The sequence below is a fragment of the Peptococcus simiae genome (assembly GCF_046569735.1).
GTDB classification, from domain to species: domain Bacteria; phylum Bacillota; class Peptococcia; order Peptococcales; family Peptococcaceae; genus Peptococcus; species Peptococcus simiae_A.
In genome coordinates, this window is sequence record NZ_JBKICG010000002.1 from 78,151 (window position 1) to 93,600 (window position 15,450).

Consider the following 15,450-nt stretch of genomic DNA (forward strand, 5'->3'; position numbering starts at 1 on the left):
TCATTCTCCTTTCGGCAGTTCAAACTCGAGATAGTTTGCTATCTTTTCAAAGTACGGGCTTCTTCTGCCCGGGTTCGCAAAAAGCTCGTAGATGTATCCAAGGCTTATGCCTAGAGCTTTAGCAAGCCCCGGGAGCGTCCCGTCTGTCTCGAGCAATCGAATTCTGACTTGCTTTTCAAATTCAGATTTCATATCATTCACCTCCTCTCAAAAAACTGATTTCTCACCATCCACCTTAACTTCACTCACTTTTACGGTTAAACCGTAAAACTATTTTAAAAAAATAAGATTCCTATATTCAATTCCATACAAACTTTCTATCTTTTTTATGTTTTGAACATCTGGAAAAGACTGGCTATTTTCCCAACGGCTAAGCGTTTTCGGGGTCACTCCAAGTGCTTCCGCAGCCTCTTTTTGACGTAATCCTTTGTTACAACGGGCTGCTGCTAAAGTGATTTTAAGTTCTCTTGCCTCCGGAGACATAACAGTTCCCCCCTTTCTGAGTAGCTTAAATGCATTATATATTACGGTTAAACCGTTGTCAACGTTTTAACCGTAATATTCTTCTATTTTTCTTTACTTTTTTTCTTTTTTACCGTAAAATATGACTTATAGTGCGATAGGGGGTGTCTGTTTTGAAAAATAATCTCGGCAATAAAGAAATTATGGCAGAAAATATAAAAAGGTATATGGATACGTATGGTGTAGACCGAAACGATTTATGTAAAGCGCTTAGCATAAAATATACAACGCTATCAGATTGGATAAACGCAAAAACTTACCCACGCATCGATAAAATTGAAAAGCTAGCCAATTACTTTAATGTATCTAAAGCAGATTTAGTGGAGCCTGAAGCGCAAAGGTCGGCGGTCGCGGAATATGTTCGTATCCCAATAATTGGCGAGATTGCAGGAGGAATACCCATTGAAGCTATAGAAAACCTAGATGATAATGACTGGGAAGATATACCTCAAGAATGGTTAAATGGTGGAAAAGAGTATTTAGCTTTGAGAGTTCAGGGTGACAGCATGGAGCCTAGGATAGCGGACGGAGACATAGCGATATTAAGAAAACAACCAATGTGCGAAAGTGGAGATATCTGTGCAGTTTACGTTAATGGCTATAATGCGACCTTAAAAAAGATACTTAAAATACCGGACGGATCTATTGTCTTGCAGCCAACAAACCCTAATTACGAGCCTAAAGTATACACCGCCGAGCAGCAAGGATCCCTACCCGTTGTAATTCTAGGCAAGTTAGTTGAATTGAGGGCGAAGTTCTAAAAGACAGCTTCCTGCTCCGCTTAATTTAAAAGGAGGTACAACATGGATTTTACAAATAAGCTTGCATCACTCAAAGAACGGGTTGAGGCTTTAAAGTCAGAAGTCTTAACCGAAGAAGCCACCTGCAACTCTCTAATCCTGCCATTTTTCAGTGCCTTGGGCTATGACCCTTTCTCACTAGATGATGTCATGCCCCAGGCAAGTGTCCCTATCGGCAGAAAGAAAGACGCCCGTGTCGATTATGTTTTGAAAGTAGACGGCGAGCCCGTATGTGTTGTTGAAGCAAAACCTTTAGGCTCTAATTTAAGCGCCGAAAATGACAGTCAATTGCGACATTACTACGCCGCTTCAGTCGCCCGTTTTGGCCTCTTAACTGACGGCAACCAGTACCGCTTCTATACAGACCTAGATAAGCCTAATATCCTTGATGATACCCCCTTCTTAGAATTCAAAATTGAAACCTTAAAAGAGCCTCTCAGCAATGAGTTAGAACGTTTCTGCAAGCAGTCTTTCTCTGAAAATGACATCATAGATCGAGCATCCGACCTTAAAGACCTGACCGCTCTTAGAATCGTTGTGAAAGACCTTTTCGCTACACCTACGGAGGACTTTATCCGTATCTTACTTAATCAAGGCGTTTACGATGGCATGAAAACATCTGCCATAATAAGTCACTATGAACCGCTTGTAAAAAAAGCCCTGGATGACTACATTAGAGAACTCGTAAACACCCGAATTAATGCCGCCCTAGATACCACCTCAGCTGTTCCATCAGAAGAAACGCCTCATGCCGAGAATAAATCACCCGAGCCGGAAAAGAAAAAGATCATAACAACCAAAGAAGAAATTGAATCTTTCTATATTATTAAATCAATCCTGCGCCCCCATATCGACGCCCAGCGGCTTACCTACAAAGATACCCAGCCCTATTTCGCCATCCAAACAGACAATAAATCTACCCGCTGGATTTGCAGGCTTTTTATCCGAGAAAGCAAAAACCACCGGATACAAATTTATACGGGGGATGATAATAATCCCATTTTTAATTTTACCGGCCTAGATAATTTGTACACCTTTGAAAAACAGATTATAGAAGCTGCTAAACGTAGGATTGAGGAATATCCTAAGCCATAAATAAGGAGAGATACTGTGCGCAAGAAAATAATTACAGGAGCCCTTTTATTGGCGCTTACGGTCACCGGATGCGGATCTACGAGCCAGTCCTCCAGTTCTACACCTCCGTCAGATGAAAACCTAGCGTCAAGCGAAATAATGGCTATTGATAAAAACATCACAACAGTCGACATGACCTTCCCTAAAGACATCATTAAGGAACGTTCTGATGCGGATATACAGTCTCGCATTGATCAGCTGGTAGCGGACGGAGATATCGTGTCGGGTAAAATAGGGGAGAATACAGTCACCTATAAAGTGACGAAAAAGCAGCACAAAGAATTTGTTGACGAAGCTGTGAAAATTATCGAAGACACTAATCAGGAACTGATTGATGACCCGAATTCTTTTGTCCAAGATGTTAAGACAAACTCCGGCTATACACGTTATAACATAAGTGTAGATGCGACAGCTTATGAAGAATTTGAAGCCAGTATCACAGCAATAACACTTTGGATGGCAACTGCTTGGTACAGATCAGTAGCAGGTCTTGAAGATACGAACATCCAGGTACGCTACCTTGACGCTTCTACTGGTGAGGTACTTAATGAACTTAACTCAAACGATGCATAAATAGTAATAAAAAAATAGCCCCCACCGCGCGCCAACGCAGTGAGGGCAAAGGGGCCTTATAAAGACCAACAAAACCAAGGTCATTATACCATATAAGGCCCCCTAAACACAAAGGAGGCCTGATTTTTTATGCCTACATACGAAACCTACCAAACAAAAGCAGGGCCCCGCTATAGCGCAGCCATATACGTCACCGGGCCCGACGGGCCTATCCGCAAGAAAAAACGGGGCTTTAAGCTAAAAAAAGACGCAAAAGACTGGGCTGCACGTGAGACACTGAAGTTAAGCCGGCAGACACAACGGAAAATATCCCGCATCCCGACCTTTAGCGATGTCACCGCCGAGTGGCTCATCGAGTATAAAAAGACCGTCAAAGAATCAACCCTGCGCAAAACGCTTGGCTACCTTGACCGCTACATCTTACCGGCCTTTGGCGACCTACCGCTCGATAAGCTCACCCATCATGAGTGTAGTGCCACACTGGGCCAGTGGCAGGAAAAACATAGTAAATACGGAGAGATCGCCAGGCTTGCAAAACGCATATACAAATACGCCATGCAGCGTGACTATGTCGACAGTAACCCTTGGGAGCTCGTATCCATCCCCAGCAAGCAAGTCATCAACCGGCAGGTGGAAAAATCCGACTACTGGACCGCCGATGAGCTCAAAGCCTTTTTAGCAGAAGCAGAAGTCTACGCCGCACACGCAGACCCCTGGCAGCTCAACCCTACCGGGTGGGTAACCTCTCAAGCCTATGCCTTCTTCAGGCTTTTGGCATACACAGGGATTCGCAAAGGCGAAGCCCTGGCCCTGCATAAAGATAGCTACGACCCCAAAGAAAAAACCATAAGCATCACCAGGACCGTGTCTTATGATGTCAATTACAAAACCATCATACAAACACCAAAGACCAGGAGCTCTATCCGCACCATACCTATAGACGATGTGACTGCTAGCCTCCTGGATGCCACCATCTCAGCAGACCCCCTGCCCGATAGCCCATACCTCTTCCATGGGGCCACTGCGGACCCCATCCACCAGAACCGCCCTAGATACTGGCTCCGTCGCATCTGCAAGTCAGCCGACATCCGACCTATTAAAGTACATGGATTAAGGCACACGCACGCCACCCTCATGCTGGAATCCGGCGCCAGCGTAAAAGAAGTCCAAGAACGCCTAGGCCACTCGACCTACTCTATCACCATGGACACCTACGCCCACGTTACAGATGCCGCCCAAAAAACAGCTATAAATCGCTTTACCGAACACCTAAAATAAAAAACTACCCCAAAAACTACCCCACAAAATAAAAAAACCGCTGCGAATGGCTTAACCATCGCAACGGTTTTTATGCTTTACGGGGGCACAAGGATTTGAACCCTGGACCTGCGGTTTTGGAGACCGTTATTCTACCAGCTGAACTATACCCCCATGTTATCAAAGCAAGCTCTGATAATAAAACTCCCCGAGCTGGGCTCGAACCAGCAACCCTTCGGTTAACAGCCGAATGCTCTACCATTGAGCTATCGAGGAATAGGCGTCACATGACGCTTATACATAGTATCATTTTTATGGCTTAAGGTCAATACAAAAGGCGTTTTTTGTCAAAGTTTATGACCCTATAGGGGTTGCCCTTCAGAAAATGTCCGCCGTCAAAAAAGCGTCAAGCTTCATAGACGCCTATCTACACAGAAGTCCTACCAAAAGAACCGGTTAGTGGTCGTTTTTCCGTTTGGCCGCCACAGAGGCCAGTTTTTCATCCATATTATTGTCCTTATCCCGGCGCTCATCAATTTTAATAACCATATAGACCCGGGGAACCCCTTTATCAAAGACCGTCTCCCGCATGGCCTTGATGGCCGCCAGGATATCGTCCATTGATCCCTCCAGGACTGTCCCCATGGGGTTAAGCCGGTAGGTCAGGTCCGGGAAGTCCACCAAAACATCTAAGGCTCCAGCCACATACTGGCTGCAACTGGAACTTTCGCCACCAATAGGAATGAGCGTCAATTCTGCAATCGTCATAAGGATCTCCTTTCTCTCCGCAGTAGCACTATAAAAAGTGTAGCCCTTAGCCCTGGGCCCTGTCAAGACAGTTCATTCCTTAGCCCTGGGCCTGCCAGGGTTAAACTTCTTTGCAGCCCGTATCAGTCATTTTTAAGCCTTTTGCCCTAGCCAACTGCAAAAAGTCCCCCAAAAGTCGAATTGTCTAGGTCCAACTTTTTGGGGGCGCTGCAAGGCTAGTTTTTATTTTTTCCCTGGTCAAGGGCAAAGAGCAGTTCACAAGAGGCCACCTTTTCCTCATTTTGGTTGACGGCCAGGGCCTGGCCCATGCCGATGGGACCCCGTCTCTTGGTCAATTCAACGGAAAGGGTCAGGGTATCCCCCGGCCGGACCGGAGTATGAAACCGGGCCTTGTTGATCCCTGCCAGGAGGGCGATCCCCCCCTGGTCTGGGCCCTGTAAAATGGCCAGGGCGCCGGTTTGGGCCAGGGCTTCAATAATAAGGACCCCGGGCATTACGGCCTTGCCCGGAAAGTGGCCCTGGAAAAACCATTCATTCCCACTGACGGCCCGGAGGGCCTTGGCCGACTGGCCGGGCTTGACCTCTAGGGCCCGGTCTATGAGCAGGAAGGGGGCCCGGTGGGGGAGGATGGCCTGGATGGCTTCAAAGTCAAGCATGGCTTCCCTCCCATTTTTTCAAGACCAGGCAGGCATTATGGCCGCCAAAGCCCAGGGTATTGGTGAGGGCCACCTTGACCGGTTCGCCCCCCTTAGCCAGGGGGATGTCGCAGGCCGGGTCCTGCTGGATGGTGCCGAATTGGCCGGGTGCTGCGTTATGGGCCAGGGCTTGAGCGCAAATCAGGCCCTCCAGGGCCCCGACTGCCCCGAGCAGGTGGCCGGTCAGGGCCTTGGTGGAGCTGACCAGGGGCACTTGCCCTGCAAAGACCCGGTTAAAGACCCGGCTTTCGATTTGATCGTTTAAGGGGGTCGAGGTGCCGTGGGCGTTAATATAGTCTACATCTGCCGGCGTCAGGCCACTTTCTTCGACGGCCTGGCGGATGGCTGCGGCAGCGGCCTCGCCGTCTTCTGCCGGCGCAGTAATATGGTGGGCATCACAGCTTTCGCCGTAGCCGACCAGCTCTGCATAAATCTTGGCCCCCCGGGCCTGGGCATGGTCAGCCTCTTCAAGGACCAGGACAGCGGCCCCTTCGCCCATAACAAAGCCGGACCGGTCCTGGTCAAAGGGGATGGAGGCCCGGTCGGGATCATCCCCCATATGGAGGGCCCGCATGGCGGTAAAGCCCCCTATACCCAGGGGGGTAATGCTGGCTTCGCAGCCACCGACCAGCATGGCATCCTGGTAGCCATCCCGGATCATCCGAAAACCTCGACCTACCGCTGTTGTAGAGGAAGCGCAAGCCGTAGCCACAGACATGGAGGGACCCTTGGCCCCGGCCAGCATGGCCACATGGGCCGCCCCCATATTGGAAATGACCATAGGAATAAAGTAAGGGGTTACCCGGTCAAATTTATTGTCCGGGGCCACCCGGCGGTCTTCCTTTTCAATGGTAGAGAGACCCCCGATGCCTGAGGCGATAATGGTCCCCAGCCGGTAGGGGTCAACAGCCAGGTCCCCTGCGTCCTCGAGGGCTTCCCGGGCGGCAATGAGGGCAAACTGGATATAGGGGTCCAGGTGCCGGGCCTCCTTGCCGGAAAAGTAATCTTCCGACTGGTAGTCTTTTACTTCGGCAGCCAGGGTCACCCGCCGGCCACTTGTATCGTAATGGCTGATGGGGGCCACCCCGTGCCGGCCTTCTACCACGGCCGACCAGGTGCTGGCTGCATCCTTACCAATGCTGTTAATGGTACCGATACCGGTAATGACGACTCGTCTTTTCATACTTCCTCCTACATAGCCATGCCGCCATCTACGGACAGGACTTGCCCGGTAATATAGGCGGCTTTATCATCAAGCAGAAAGGCCACTACATGGGCAACATCTGCCGGAGTACCTACTCGTCCCATGGGAACATGGGACAGGTTTTTTGCCTTGACTTCATCAGGCAGGATGGCTGTCATCTTGGTATCAATATACCCAGGTGCCAGGGCATTGACGGTAATGTTCCGGGGGGCCAGTTCACGGGCCAGGCTCTTGGTCAGACCGATGAGGCCGGCCTTGCTGGCTGCATAATTGCTTTGGGCGGCATTACCCATCAGGCCCACAACAGATGACATGTTCACAATCCGGCCTCGGCGTTGACGCATCATGGGCCGGCAGACGGCCCGGCAGGTGGCGAAGGCAGAATAGAGGTTGGCATTCATGACGGTGAAGTAGTCTTCATCGGTCATCTTCATCAGCATGCCGTCTCTGGTGACGCCAGCATTATTGACCAGGGCGTCGATATGACCCACCGCCTCCAGGGCAGCGGCCACCAGGTCGCTGGCTGCCCCGGGCTGGCTCAGGTCCGCCTGGAGGGGGAGGGCCCCATAGGTCTGGGCCAGGTCATCAGCGGCTTTTTGGTTGGCATGGTAGTGGGCCAGGACCTGCCATCCCGCTTCAGTTAAGGTTTTGACAATTGCTTGGCCTATGTCACCGGTTGCCCCGGTGACCAATGCTGTTTTCTTTTTTTCAGTCATCTTTTCCTCCTAAATGGGCCAGCAGGTCCTCTGCCCCTGCCACTGTTTCCACTGAATGAATGTTTATATCTTTGCCCAGGGTTTTCCGGGCCAGGCCGGTCAGAACCTTGCCCGGGCCGATTTCTATAAAGGTCCGGGCCCCCAGGACGGCGGCCTCTTCAAAGCCTTCCACCAGACGGAGCGGGGAGGTCAGCTGGGCAATTAGGCTCTCTGCCACCCCATCGCCAGCCAGCCGGCTGGCCGAGGCATTGGCCAGCACCGGTATCCGGGGGGCCCGGGGCGGGGTCTTGGCCAGGGCCTCGGCCAGGGTTTCTGCTGCTGGGGCCATAAGGGGGGTATGGAAGGCCCCGCTCACCTGCAGGGGAACAACCCGACGGGCACCGGCGGCCTTGAGCCGCAGGGCAGCCTCTTCCAGGGCGGTCTTTTCGCCACCGATCACCTGCTGGGCTGGGGCGTTGTCATTGGCCAGGGCAATGACCTGGCCGGTCTCAGCTGCCAGGTCGGCACAAATGGCCCCGACCCGGTCCCGGTCCAGACCGAGGATGGCTGCCATGGCGCCGGGCCTCAACTGACCCGCTTCCTGCATGGCAGCCCCCCGGACCTCGAGCAGCTGGACCAGCTGGTCTGCTGAAAAGCTGTCGGCAGCATAAAGGGCACTGTATTCGCCCAGGGACAGGCCCATGGCCATATCCGGGACAAGGCCGCGGGCGGTCAGGTAATCGGTCACCACCGCCGCAAAAAGGCCCATGGCCGGCTGGGTCATAGCCGTTTCATTTAAGCTTTCCTGGGGGCCCCAAAAAGAGGCCTCCCGGATTTGAGGGTAGCGGTCATAAAGGGCCTTGGCCGCCGGGTCGGCTTCATAAAAGTCCAGACCCATGCCGACCGCCTGGCTCCCTTGACCGGCGTAAAGTAGACAGATCATAGGGTCTCTCCTTCCCCGAGGACTTCCGTAAAGATATCGGCGACCGGGGTCTGCCGGTTAATTTTTCCAACATGGGCCCCGCTAAAGAAGAGGCCATTTTCCCAGTCTCCCTGGGCAGAGGCCACCAGGGCCCGGGATATACAATAGGGGGTCGTGGCCGGGTTGCAGGGGCCCAGGCACTTGTAGCAGGTCGCCGGTGGCCGCCGGTCCCCCTGGGCAATGGCCAGGGTCAAGGGGCTTTTCAGGGCCCGGCCGGGCATCCCAACCGGGCTGTCAATGACCATGACGTCCTCGTCCCGGGCCTGGATGATCCGGTCTTTAAAGGCCTGGTCGGCATCGCATTCATCGGTGGCGATAAAGCGGGTGCCCAGCTGGGCAATATCGGCCACTTCCAGGGCCACCTGGACATCGGCCCGGTCCACCAGGCCACCGGCGGCAATGATGGGAATGGACCGGCCCTTTTTTTCTTCATAGGGGGCCAGGGCCTTCCGGACCTCTCTGACCAGGTCAGCCAGGGCCGGTTCCTGGTCGGCTGCTAATTCTTCGTCCTTAAAGCCCAGGTGGCCGCCGGCAAAGGGCCCTTCAACAAGGACCAGGTCCGGTAGCCGGTCGGCGTGCTTGAGCCAGTAGCGACAAATGAGGTTGGCCACCCGGCCGCCAGAAACGACCGGCGCCAAGAGGACCGAGGCCTTGCCGACCAATTTAGGTAATTCCAGGGGCAGGCCGGCGCCGGAGATGATCACATCGACACCGCCGGCCAGGGCTGCATGGACTTGTTCTTTATAATCGCTCACAGCCCGCATGATATTGACCCCAATGAGCCCCCGGTCGCCGGCCCGGTCCCGGGCCTGGCGAATCCGCCGAGTCAGGGCCTTGAGGCTGACCCCCTTGGGGTCAGCCCAGAAGCCCGGCTCGTGGAGGCCGGCGTAGGCAGAGGACAGGACCCCCAGACCGCCGGCCCGGGCCACTGCCCCGGCCAGGCCATCCAGAGAGATACCAATCCCCATGCCGCCCTGGGCCAGAGGGTGGTCTAAATGGTGTCCGTTGATTTCCATGGTCCTTCCGCCTCCCAATCTGCAAGCAGGTCATGCAGGCCCCGGTCCATGTCTGCCATGAGGCCTGCGAAAATATCCTTGAGGGGGCGCACTTGGTCGACCAGGCCGACACTCTGGCCGGCCATCATGGCCCCCTGGTCCTTGTCCCCATGTAAAACAGCCTTGGCCAGGCCACCCAGGGAGAACCGTTCCAGGGTTTCCCAGTCAGCCCCCTCCCGTTCCATCTTTAAGTAGGCCCGGGTCATGGGGTTTTTGAGCATTTGGGTCGCTGTGCCCCCAATCCGCCCAATGGTGACTACATCCTCCAGCCGGGCCCCTAAGATCCGCTGGCGGTAATTGTCATGGATGGGGCATTCCTCGGCGGCCAGTAAGACCGTCCCAATTTGGAAGCCGACTGCCCCCAGGGCATAGGCCGCCAGAGCCTGACGGCCGGTGACAATGCCGCCGGCTGCCACCACAGGCAGGTCTACAGCGGCAATCACCTGGGGCAGGAGGGCCATGGTCGTAAAGGAACCGACATGGCCGCCGGCCTCACAGCCTTCAGCAATCAGGCCATTGACCCCCAGCCGGGCCATCCGTTTGGCCATGAGGGGGGAGGCAATGACCGGCCAGACCTGGCAGCCGGCTTCCTGGAGACGGCTCACATAGGCAGCCGGGCTCCCGGCCCCGGTCGTGACCACCGGGACCTTCTCCCGGATAATCACATCCACCAGGTCATCGCAGTGGGGGTTCATCATCATGAGGTTGACCGCCCAAGTCCGGCCCGGTTCCAGGAGGGCCTTACAGTCACGGATGTTGGCCTCCAGGTGCTGGACTTCCATGCTGCCGGACCCGATAACCCCGAGGCCCCCGGCATTGGATACCTGGGCCGCAAAGGTCCCGGTCGCAATCCGGGCCATCCCGCCCTGAATGAAAGGATAGCGGACATTTAGCAATTCTGTTAATTTATGACCATTCAAAAATGATTCCTCCCCAAGTAAGTCCGGCGCCAAAGCCGGCCAATACAACTTTTTCTCCGCCCACGGGCGGTTTTTCTGTCATCCATTGGTCCAAGGCCAAGGGAATGGAGGCGGCTGAGGTGTTCCCCAGCTCGCCGATATTTAAGTAAAAGCGGTCCTTCGGCAGGTCCAGGTGCTGGGCAACCTTGTCCAGAATCCGCCCGTTGGCCTGGTGCAGGATAAAATGGCTGACCGCCGCCGGCGCCAAGCCGGCCCGGTCAGTCAAGTCCCGGATTAGGGCCGGGACCTGCCGCAAGGCAAAGCGGAAGATGGCCTGGCCATCCATTCGGACCACAGACCGGCCGGTGGCATCCGGCTGGACAGCCAGGGCCTCCGGCTGGGTTCGGACGCCGAACTGGGACGCATACAGGGTTGAGGCCTGTTCCACGATAACGGCCCCGGCCCCGTCGCCAAAGAGGACGGCCGTCCCTCGGTCATCCCAGTCGACCCAGCGGGAGATAATTTCCGCCCCTACTACCAGGGCCCGTTGGCCCGCCGGCCGGGTGGCCAGAAAGCTCCGGGCACAATCCAGGGCCTGGACAAAGCCGGTGCAGGCCCCGTTCAAATCAAAGGCCAGGACCCCTTCACCCAGGCCTAGGGCACCGACCAGGCCGGTGGCCACAGCCGGCATCCGACCGGCGGGGCTGAAGGTCGCCACAATGACCAGGCTGATGGTGGCCGGATCAATGGCTGCCCGGTCCAGGGCCTGGCGGGCCGCTGCCGCAGCCAGGTCCTCGACCCTTTCCCCGGGGCCGGCCAGATGACGAGCATAAATACCGGTCCGGGTCCGGATCCATTCGTCGCTGGAATCCAGCCGGGTGCAGAGGCCTGCATTGCTGACCCGCCGACTGCCGGCCCGGGCCCCTGTGCCTATCATCCGTAAGCCGGCCATCATTTCAGGTCCTCCCGCATCCCCTTGAGGACGGCGATGGCTTCAGACAGGCCCTTGATAAAGGGGGTCCGCATCTGGTCATCTAAGTTTTGCCAGATCCCGTCACAAAGGGCGGTATGAAAGGCCCCATGGGCCTGGACAGCGGCCTGGCCGGAATCCGTCAGGCGGACCCGCAACTTCCGCCGGTCCTTTTCATCCCTGGTCCGGAGGACATAGCCCTTCTTCTCCAATTTTTTAACGGCTGTGGTCACGGTCCCATTGGTTAAAGCAGCGTGCCGGGCCACATCACTCATGGCCCCGTGCTCCCGCTCGCCAATGGCCACCAGCATATGGGCCTCAGCGACGGTGATATCGCCGTCAAACCGGTCCTTTAGCCAGTCTTCTTCAATGCCCAGAATTTGGTTAAAAATATCCACTAAAAAGCGATTCATTGTTTCTTTGGCCTGATTTTCATCCACTGAATACATGGCTCATCCCCACCTTTCGATAACGCCGGTAACGGTTTTCCGGCAGGTCCCGGTCACTCACCTTCCGCAAGCGCTTCAGGCTGTCAGAGAAGGTCTGCCGGATGCTGGCCGCCAGATGGGTAATATCCTGGCCGGCTTCGCCAAAGACCCCGTCACAGATGCCCATATCGTGGAGGTCTGCCGCCTGCAAGTGGAGGGCCTCCGCCGCTTCCGGCGCCCGGCTGGGGTCTTTGAATAAAATACTGGCACAGGCCTCCGGCGATATGACCGAGAAAACGCTGTGCTCCATCATGTAGAGCCGGTCAGCGACGGCCAGGGCCAGAGCCCCACCGGACCCCCCTTCTCCGATAACCAAAGACAGGGTCGGAACCCTGAGGCTGAGCATAGTGGCTAGGCACTCAGCAATGGCTGCCGCCTGGCCCCGGTTTTCTGCCTCAATGCCCGGGTAGGCCCCGGGGGTATCCACCAGGGTGATGACCGGCCGGCCAAATTTTTCCGCCTGCCGCATAAGCCGGATAGCCTTCCGGTAGCCTTCCGGCATGGGCATACCAAAACGAACCCGTTCATTTTCTTCCAGGGTCCGGCCCCGTTCCTGGACCAGAACGGTGACGGCCTGGCCATTTAAGTAGCCTAGCCCCCCGATAATGGCCGGGTCATCGCCGGTCAACCGGTCGCCATGCAGCTCATGGAAGTCATCGATAATGGCCTGTAAAAGCCGGCTCCCATTGATCCGGCCCTGGCTCCGGGCCAGGCGGACGGTTTCATAAGCGGTCACAGGCGACCCTCCTTTCGGTGGATGGTTAAGTAAAACTGTAATTCCCGTCGCAGGTCTTCCCGGGGCACAATGGCGTCAATAAAGCCGTTCTCCAGCTGGGCTGCTGCCCGCTGAAAGCCTTCCGGCAGGTCACCGCCGACTGTTTGTTGGATGACCCGGGGGCCGGCAAAGCCGATGAGGGCACCGGGCTCGGCCAGGGTGATATCCGCCAGGCTGGCAAAACTGGCCATGACCCCACCGGTGGTGGGATCGGTCAGGACCACGATGTATAAGAGGCCGGCGGCATGGAAGTGGTTGAGGGCCTGGCTGGTGCGGGCCATCTGCATGAGGGATAAAATGCCTTCCTGCATCCGGGCCCCGCCGCTGGTGGCGACGATGACCAAGGGGAGCTTGCGCTTGCTGGCGTGTTCAATCAGGCTCACCAGTTTTTCCCCGCAGACCACCCCCATGCTGCCCATCATAAAGCGGCTGTCCATGCAGGCAATGGCCACTGCCAGGCCGTCAATCCGGCCGGTAGCGGTCACCACCGAGTCATTCAGCCCGCTTTGCCGACGGGCCCGGTCCAGCTTGTCGCTATAGCCGGGAAAGGCCAGGGGGTTAGTCGTCTTAAGCCCCTCCTGCCGCTCTTTCATGGTGCCGGGGTCCAGCAGGTTTTCCAACCGGGCATGGGCCGGCATAGGTAGGGTCTGGCCGCAAGCCGGACAGATATAAAGGGCCGCCCGGAGGTCGGCCATGAGGATCCGCCCGCCACATAGGGGGCAGTTGATATTTCGTAAATCATCCCTATCCGGCGCCGGGCGGCGCAGGAGCCGCTCCCGGGCAGCCTGAAAGACCTTGAGCCGGTCCTTCCGCTGGGAAAAAGCATCTTTCATCATAATAAATCCACCAGTTCCTTCAGGTGATCATCTAAAAATTGGCTCGTATAGGCACCACGGATGACATCCCGGTGGTGTAGGATCATAAAATGTAAGTCGGTCGTGGTATCAAGGCCCTCAATAATAATCTCAGACAGGGCCCGCCGCATCCGCCGGATGGCGATTTGCCGACTTTCCCCCCAGACGGTTACCTTAGCCAGGAGGGAGTCATAAAAGGGAGAGACCTCCTCCCCCGGCAACAGGGCCGAGTCCACCCGGACAAAAGGCCCCTCAGGCAGGTGGAGGGATTCGACCCGGCCCACAGAAGGCCGGAAGCCGGTCATCGGGTCCTGGGCATTGATCCGGCACTCGATGGCATGGCCCTGGAGCCGGATGTCCTCCTGGGCCCATTCCAGGGCCAGGCCTTCAGCCAGTCGCAGCTGGGTCCGAACCAGGTCAATGCCGGTCACCCATTCGGTAATGGGGTGCTCGACCTGGAGCCGGGTGTTCATCTCCATAAAGTACCAGTCGCCCTCAGCGGTGACCAAAAATTCAACGGTCCCGACCCCCACATAGTCCACTGCCTGGGCGGCCTGGACCGCCGCCTGGCAAATGGCCTCCCGCAGGCCGGCCGACAGGCGTTGGCAGGGCGTCTCTTCCAGGACCTTTTGGTGGCGGTGCTGGAGGGAGCAGTCCCGCTCACCCAAGTGGACACAGCGGCCGGCCTGGTCACAGGCAATCTGCACCTCGATGTGCTTGGCCCCGGTCAGGTACTTTTCTGCATAGAGCCGGCCGTCGCCAAAGGCTGCTTCCGACTCTCGCCGGGCAGCCAAAAAGGCCTCTTCCAGGCCTTCTGCCGCTTCCACCAGCCGCATGCCCCGACCGCCCCCGCCGGCTGCTGCCTTCAAGAGCAGGGGGTAGCCCCCTTCTTCAGCCACCGCCAGGACCGCTTCCAGACTGGCTGTCGGGCCATCGGACCCCGGAATAACCGGAACCCCGGCTGCCCGCATCCGCTGCCGGGCTGCGATCTTATCCCCCATCTGGGCTATGACCTCTGCGGGCGGCCCGATAAAGACCAGGCCCTGGTCAGCAACCTGTCGGGCAAAGTCTGCCTTTTCAGATAAAAATCCGTAGCCCGGATGAACCGCTTCGGCCTCACAGGCCAAGGCTACGGATAAAATAGCATCTGCATTTAGGTAAGAGGCATTGAGGGCCGCCGGGCCAATACAGACGGCTGTATCCGCCAGGGCTACAGCCAGGCTGCCTGCATCCGGCTCAGCATAGGGGAGGACGGTTTTAATACCCATATCCCGGCAGGTCCGGATGATCCGGACGGCTACCTCGCCTCTGTTGGCAATACATACTGTTTTAAACATCCGCTTCCACCTGTAAGATGACATCATGGTAGCCAATCACCGATCCATTAGTCGGTAAGATGGCAACCACCCGGCCACTAACCGTTGAAGGGATATCATTCATAACCTTCATGGCTTCAATAATCCCAATGGTCTGCCCGACCTCAATGTGGTCACCAACCCGGACAAAGGCATCGGCATCTTCAGCCGGTGCCGCATAAAAAGTCCCTGCTAAAGGGGCTTCCACAGTGGCAAAATCCGGCTCTTCTTCAACCGGGCAGGGGACTTCAGACGCCGCCCCGGGCGCCGGGCTTGCCCCTTGAGGACCGGGAGTGGCTACCTGCACCAGGGGGGCCTTGTTCAGCTTGACGGTCCCGTCAGCGGTTTTCACCGTTAACTGGGCAACCCCGCTCCGGTCAAAGGCCCGCAGTAAACGTTCAATCTCATCAATCGTCATGGCCCT

Annotated in this window: 19 protein-coding genes and 2 tRNA genes; 4 read left to right on the forward strand and 17 right to left on the reverse strand. The window is 56.0% G+C overall.

Features of this window, described 5'->3' with window-relative positions; translation table 11 throughout:
- Together ACLGL1_RS01415 and ACLGL1_RS01420 are read right to left on the reverse strand one after the other, a co-directional pair.
- On the reverse strand, positions 1-192 hold the full coding sequence (locus tag ACLGL1_RS01415; protein WP_408978030.1) for a hypothetical protein: 192 nt from the start codon (positions 190-192) through the stop codon (positions 1-3).
- Positions 193-270: 78 nt separating this feature from the next.
- The gene (locus tag ACLGL1_RS01420) at positions 271-483 is read right to left on the reverse strand and encodes a helix-turn-helix domain-containing protein (protein ID WP_411007009.1); all 213 of its coding nucleotides are present in this window, start codon (positions 481-483) and stop codon (positions 271-273) included.
- Between the two features lie 152 nt (positions 484-635).
- Here ACLGL1_RS01420 and ACLGL1_RS01425 point away from each other — a divergent pair, with 152 nt between their 5' ends.
- The 4 genes from ACLGL1_RS01425 (at position 636) to ACLGL1_RS01440 (ending at position 4,307) form a co-directional block, all read left to right on the forward strand.
- Positions 636-1,283 carry a LexA family protein gene (locus ACLGL1_RS01425; protein ID WP_411007010.1) on the forward strand — a complete coding sequence of 216 codons (648 nt, stop codon included), beginning with the start codon at positions 636-638 and terminating at the stop codon, positions 1,281-1,283.
- Positions 1,284-1,325: 42 nt separating this feature from the next.
- Positions 1,326-2,417 (forward strand): type I restriction endonuclease, encoded by a 1,092-nt coding sequence (locus ACLGL1_RS01430; protein ID WP_411007011.1) that lies wholly within the window; start codon positions 1,326-1,328, stop codon positions 2,415-2,417.
- A 15-nt stretch (positions 2,418-2,432) separates the two neighbouring features.
- Positions 2,433-3,029 carry a hypothetical protein gene (locus ACLGL1_RS01435; protein WP_411007012.1) on the forward strand — a complete coding sequence of 199 codons (597 nt, stop codon included), beginning with the start codon at positions 2,433-2,435 and terminating at the stop codon, positions 3,027-3,029.
- 129 nt (positions 3,030-3,158) lie between these two features.
- The gene (locus ACLGL1_RS01440) at positions 3,159-4,307 is read left to right on the forward strand and encodes a tyrosine-type recombinase/integrase (protein WP_411007013.1); all 1,149 of its coding nucleotides are present in this window, start codon (positions 3,159-3,161) and stop codon (positions 4,305-4,307) included.
- An 80-nt stretch (positions 4,308-4,387) separates the two neighbouring features.
- Here the strand turns inward: ACLGL1_RS01440 and ACLGL1_RS01445 are convergent.
- The 15 genes from ACLGL1_RS01445 to ACLGL1_RS01515 all read right to left on the reverse strand — a co-directional run bounded on the left by ACLGL1_RS01445 (position 4,388) and on the right by ACLGL1_RS01515 (position 15,444).
- A tRNA-Trp gene (locus ACLGL1_RS01445) sits at positions 4,388-4,460 on the reverse strand.
- 30 nt (positions 4,461-4,490) lie between these two features.
- Positions 4,491-4,562 (reverse strand) — tRNA-Asn (locus ACLGL1_RS01450).
- 180 nt (positions 4,563-4,742) lie between these two features.
- Positions 4,743-5,054: an MTH1187 family thiamine-binding protein gene (locus ACLGL1_RS01455; protein ID WP_411007014.1), complete on the reverse strand. Its 312-nt coding sequence runs from the start codon at positions 5,052-5,054 to the stop codon at positions 4,743-4,745.
- Between the two features lie 215 nt (positions 5,055-5,269).
- Positions 5,270-5,710, reverse strand: a complete 441-nt coding sequence (fabZ, locus tag ACLGL1_RS01460) for a 3-hydroxyacyl-ACP dehydratase FabZ (protein ID WP_411007015.1) — start codon at positions 5,708-5,710, stop codon at positions 5,270-5,272.
- Complete coding sequence (gene fabF / locus ACLGL1_RS01465) at positions 5,703-6,932, reverse strand: beta-ketoacyl-ACP synthase II (RefSeq protein ID WP_411007016.1); 1,230 nt, start codon at positions 6,930-6,932, stop codon at positions 5,703-5,705. The genes fabZ and fabF overlap by 8 nt, the downstream gene beginning before the upstream one ends.
- 8 nt (positions 6,933-6,940) lie before the next feature.
- Complete coding sequence (gene fabG, locus ACLGL1_RS01470) at positions 6,941-7,669, reverse strand: 3-oxoacyl-[acyl-carrier-protein] reductase (RefSeq protein ID WP_411007017.1); 729 nt, start codon at positions 7,667-7,669, stop codon at positions 6,941-6,943.
- Complete coding sequence (locus ACLGL1_RS01475; protein WP_411007018.1) at positions 7,662-8,591, reverse strand: ACP S-malonyltransferase; 930 nt, start codon at positions 8,589-8,591, stop codon at positions 7,662-7,664. Before ACLGL1_RS01475 ends, fabG begins: the two co-directional genes overlap by 8 nt.
- Positions 8,588-9,646, reverse strand: coding sequence for an NAD(P)H-dependent flavin oxidoreductase (locus ACLGL1_RS01480; protein WP_411007019.1), 1,059 nt, complete (start codon positions 9,644-9,646; stop codon positions 8,588-8,590). The genes ACLGL1_RS01475 and ACLGL1_RS01480 overlap by 4 nt, the downstream gene beginning before the upstream one ends.
- Complete coding sequence (locus ACLGL1_RS01485; protein ID WP_411007020.1) at positions 9,622-10,605, reverse strand: NAD(P)H-dependent flavin oxidoreductase; 984 nt, start codon at positions 10,603-10,605, stop codon at positions 9,622-9,624. The genes ACLGL1_RS01480 and ACLGL1_RS01485 overlap by 25 nt, the downstream gene beginning before the upstream one ends.
- On the reverse strand, positions 10,592-11,539 hold the full coding sequence (locus ACLGL1_RS01490) for a beta-ketoacyl-ACP synthase 3 (protein ID WP_411007021.1): 948 nt from the start codon (positions 11,537-11,539) through the stop codon (positions 10,592-10,594). Before ACLGL1_RS01490 ends, ACLGL1_RS01485 begins: the two co-directional genes overlap by 14 nt.
- Positions 11,536-12,003, reverse strand: coding sequence for a MarR family winged helix-turn-helix transcriptional regulator (locus ACLGL1_RS01495; RefSeq protein WP_411007022.1), 468 nt, complete (start codon positions 12,001-12,003; stop codon positions 11,536-11,538). Before ACLGL1_RS01495 ends, ACLGL1_RS01490 begins: the two co-directional genes overlap by 4 nt.
- The gene (accA, locus tag ACLGL1_RS01500) at positions 11,987-12,778 is read right to left on the reverse strand and encodes a carboxyltransferase subunit alpha (RefSeq protein WP_411007023.1); all 792 of its coding nucleotides are present in this window, start codon (positions 12,776-12,778) and stop codon (positions 11,987-11,989) included. Before accA ends, ACLGL1_RS01495 begins: the two co-directional genes overlap by 17 nt.
- Complete coding sequence (accD, locus tag ACLGL1_RS01505) at positions 12,775-13,653, reverse strand: acetyl-CoA carboxylase, carboxyltransferase subunit beta (RefSeq protein WP_411007024.1); 879 nt, start codon at positions 13,651-13,653, stop codon at positions 12,775-12,777. The genes accA and accD overlap by 4 nt, the downstream gene beginning before the upstream one ends.
- Positions 13,650-15,008: an acetyl/propionyl/methylcrotonyl-CoA carboxylase subunit alpha gene (locus ACLGL1_RS01510; RefSeq protein WP_411007025.1), complete on the reverse strand. Its 1,359-nt coding sequence runs from the start codon at positions 15,006-15,008 to the stop codon at positions 13,650-13,652. Before ACLGL1_RS01510 ends, accD begins: the two co-directional genes overlap by 4 nt.
- Complete coding sequence (locus ACLGL1_RS01515) at positions 15,001-15,444, reverse strand: acetyl-CoA carboxylase biotin carboxyl carrier protein (protein WP_411007026.1); 444 nt, start codon at positions 15,442-15,444, stop codon at positions 15,001-15,003. Before ACLGL1_RS01515 ends, ACLGL1_RS01510 begins: the two co-directional genes overlap by 8 nt.
- Positions 15,445-15,450 lie beyond the last annotated feature (6 nt).

Bases quoted from the DNA above. Each gene is read 5' to 3' on its own strand.
- fabF (WP_411007016.1), bottom strand. From the start codon at position 6,932: ATGAAAAGACGAGTCGTCATTACCGGTATCGGTACCATTAACAGCATT.
- fabG (WP_411007017.1), bottom strand. From the start codon at position 7,669: ATGACTGAAAAAAAGAAAACAGCATTGGTCACCGGGGCAACCGGTGAC.
- ACLGL1_RS01420 (WP_411007009.1), bottom strand. From the start codon at position 483: ATGTCTCCGGAGGCAAGAGAACTTAAAATCACTTTAGCAGCAGCCCGT.
- ACLGL1_RS01510 (WP_411007025.1), bottom strand. From the start codon at position 15,008: ATGTTTAAAACAGTATGTATTGCCAACAGAGGCGAGGTAGCCGTCCGG.
- ACLGL1_RS01415 (WP_408978030.1), bottom strand. From the start codon at position 192: ATGAAATCTGAATTTGAAAAGCAAGTCAGAATTCGATTGCTCGAGACA.
- ACLGL1_RS01430 (WP_411007011.1), top strand. From the start codon at position 1,326: ATGGATTTTACAAATAAGCTTGCATCACTCAAAGAACGGGTTGAGGCT.
- ACLGL1_RS01455 (WP_411007014.1), bottom strand. From the start codon at position 5,054: ATGACGATTGCAGAATTGACGCTCATTCCTATTGGTGGCGAAAGTTCC.
- ACLGL1_RS01490 (WP_411007021.1), bottom strand. From the start codon at position 11,539: ATGATGGCCGGCTTACGGATGATAGGCACAGGGGCCCGGGCCGGCAGT.
- ACLGL1_RS01480 (WP_411007019.1), bottom strand. From the start codon at position 9,646: ATGGAAATCAACGGACACCATTTAGACCACCCTCTGGCCCAGGGCGGC.
- accD (WP_411007024.1), bottom strand. From the start codon at position 13,653: ATGATGAAAGATGCTTTTTCCCAGCGGAAGGACCGGCTCAAGGTCTTT.
- ACLGL1_RS01515 (WP_411007026.1), bottom strand. From the start codon at position 15,444: ATGACGATTGATGAGATTGAACGTTTACTGCGGGCCTTTGACCGGAGC.
- ACLGL1_RS01475 (WP_411007018.1), bottom strand. From the start codon at position 8,591: ATGATCTGTCTACTTTACGCCGGTCAAGGGAGCCAGGCGGTCGGCATG.
- ACLGL1_RS01440 (WP_411007013.1), top strand. From the start codon at position 3,159: ATGCCTACATACGAAACCTACCAAACAAAAGCAGGGCCCCGCTATAGC.
- fabZ (WP_411007015.1), bottom strand. From the start codon at position 5,710: ATGCTTGACTTTGAAGCCATCCAGGCCATCCTCCCCCACCGGGCCCCC.
- ACLGL1_RS01495 (WP_411007022.1), bottom strand. From the start codon at position 12,003: ATGTATTCAGTGGATGAAAATCAGGCCAAAGAAACAATGAATCGCTTT.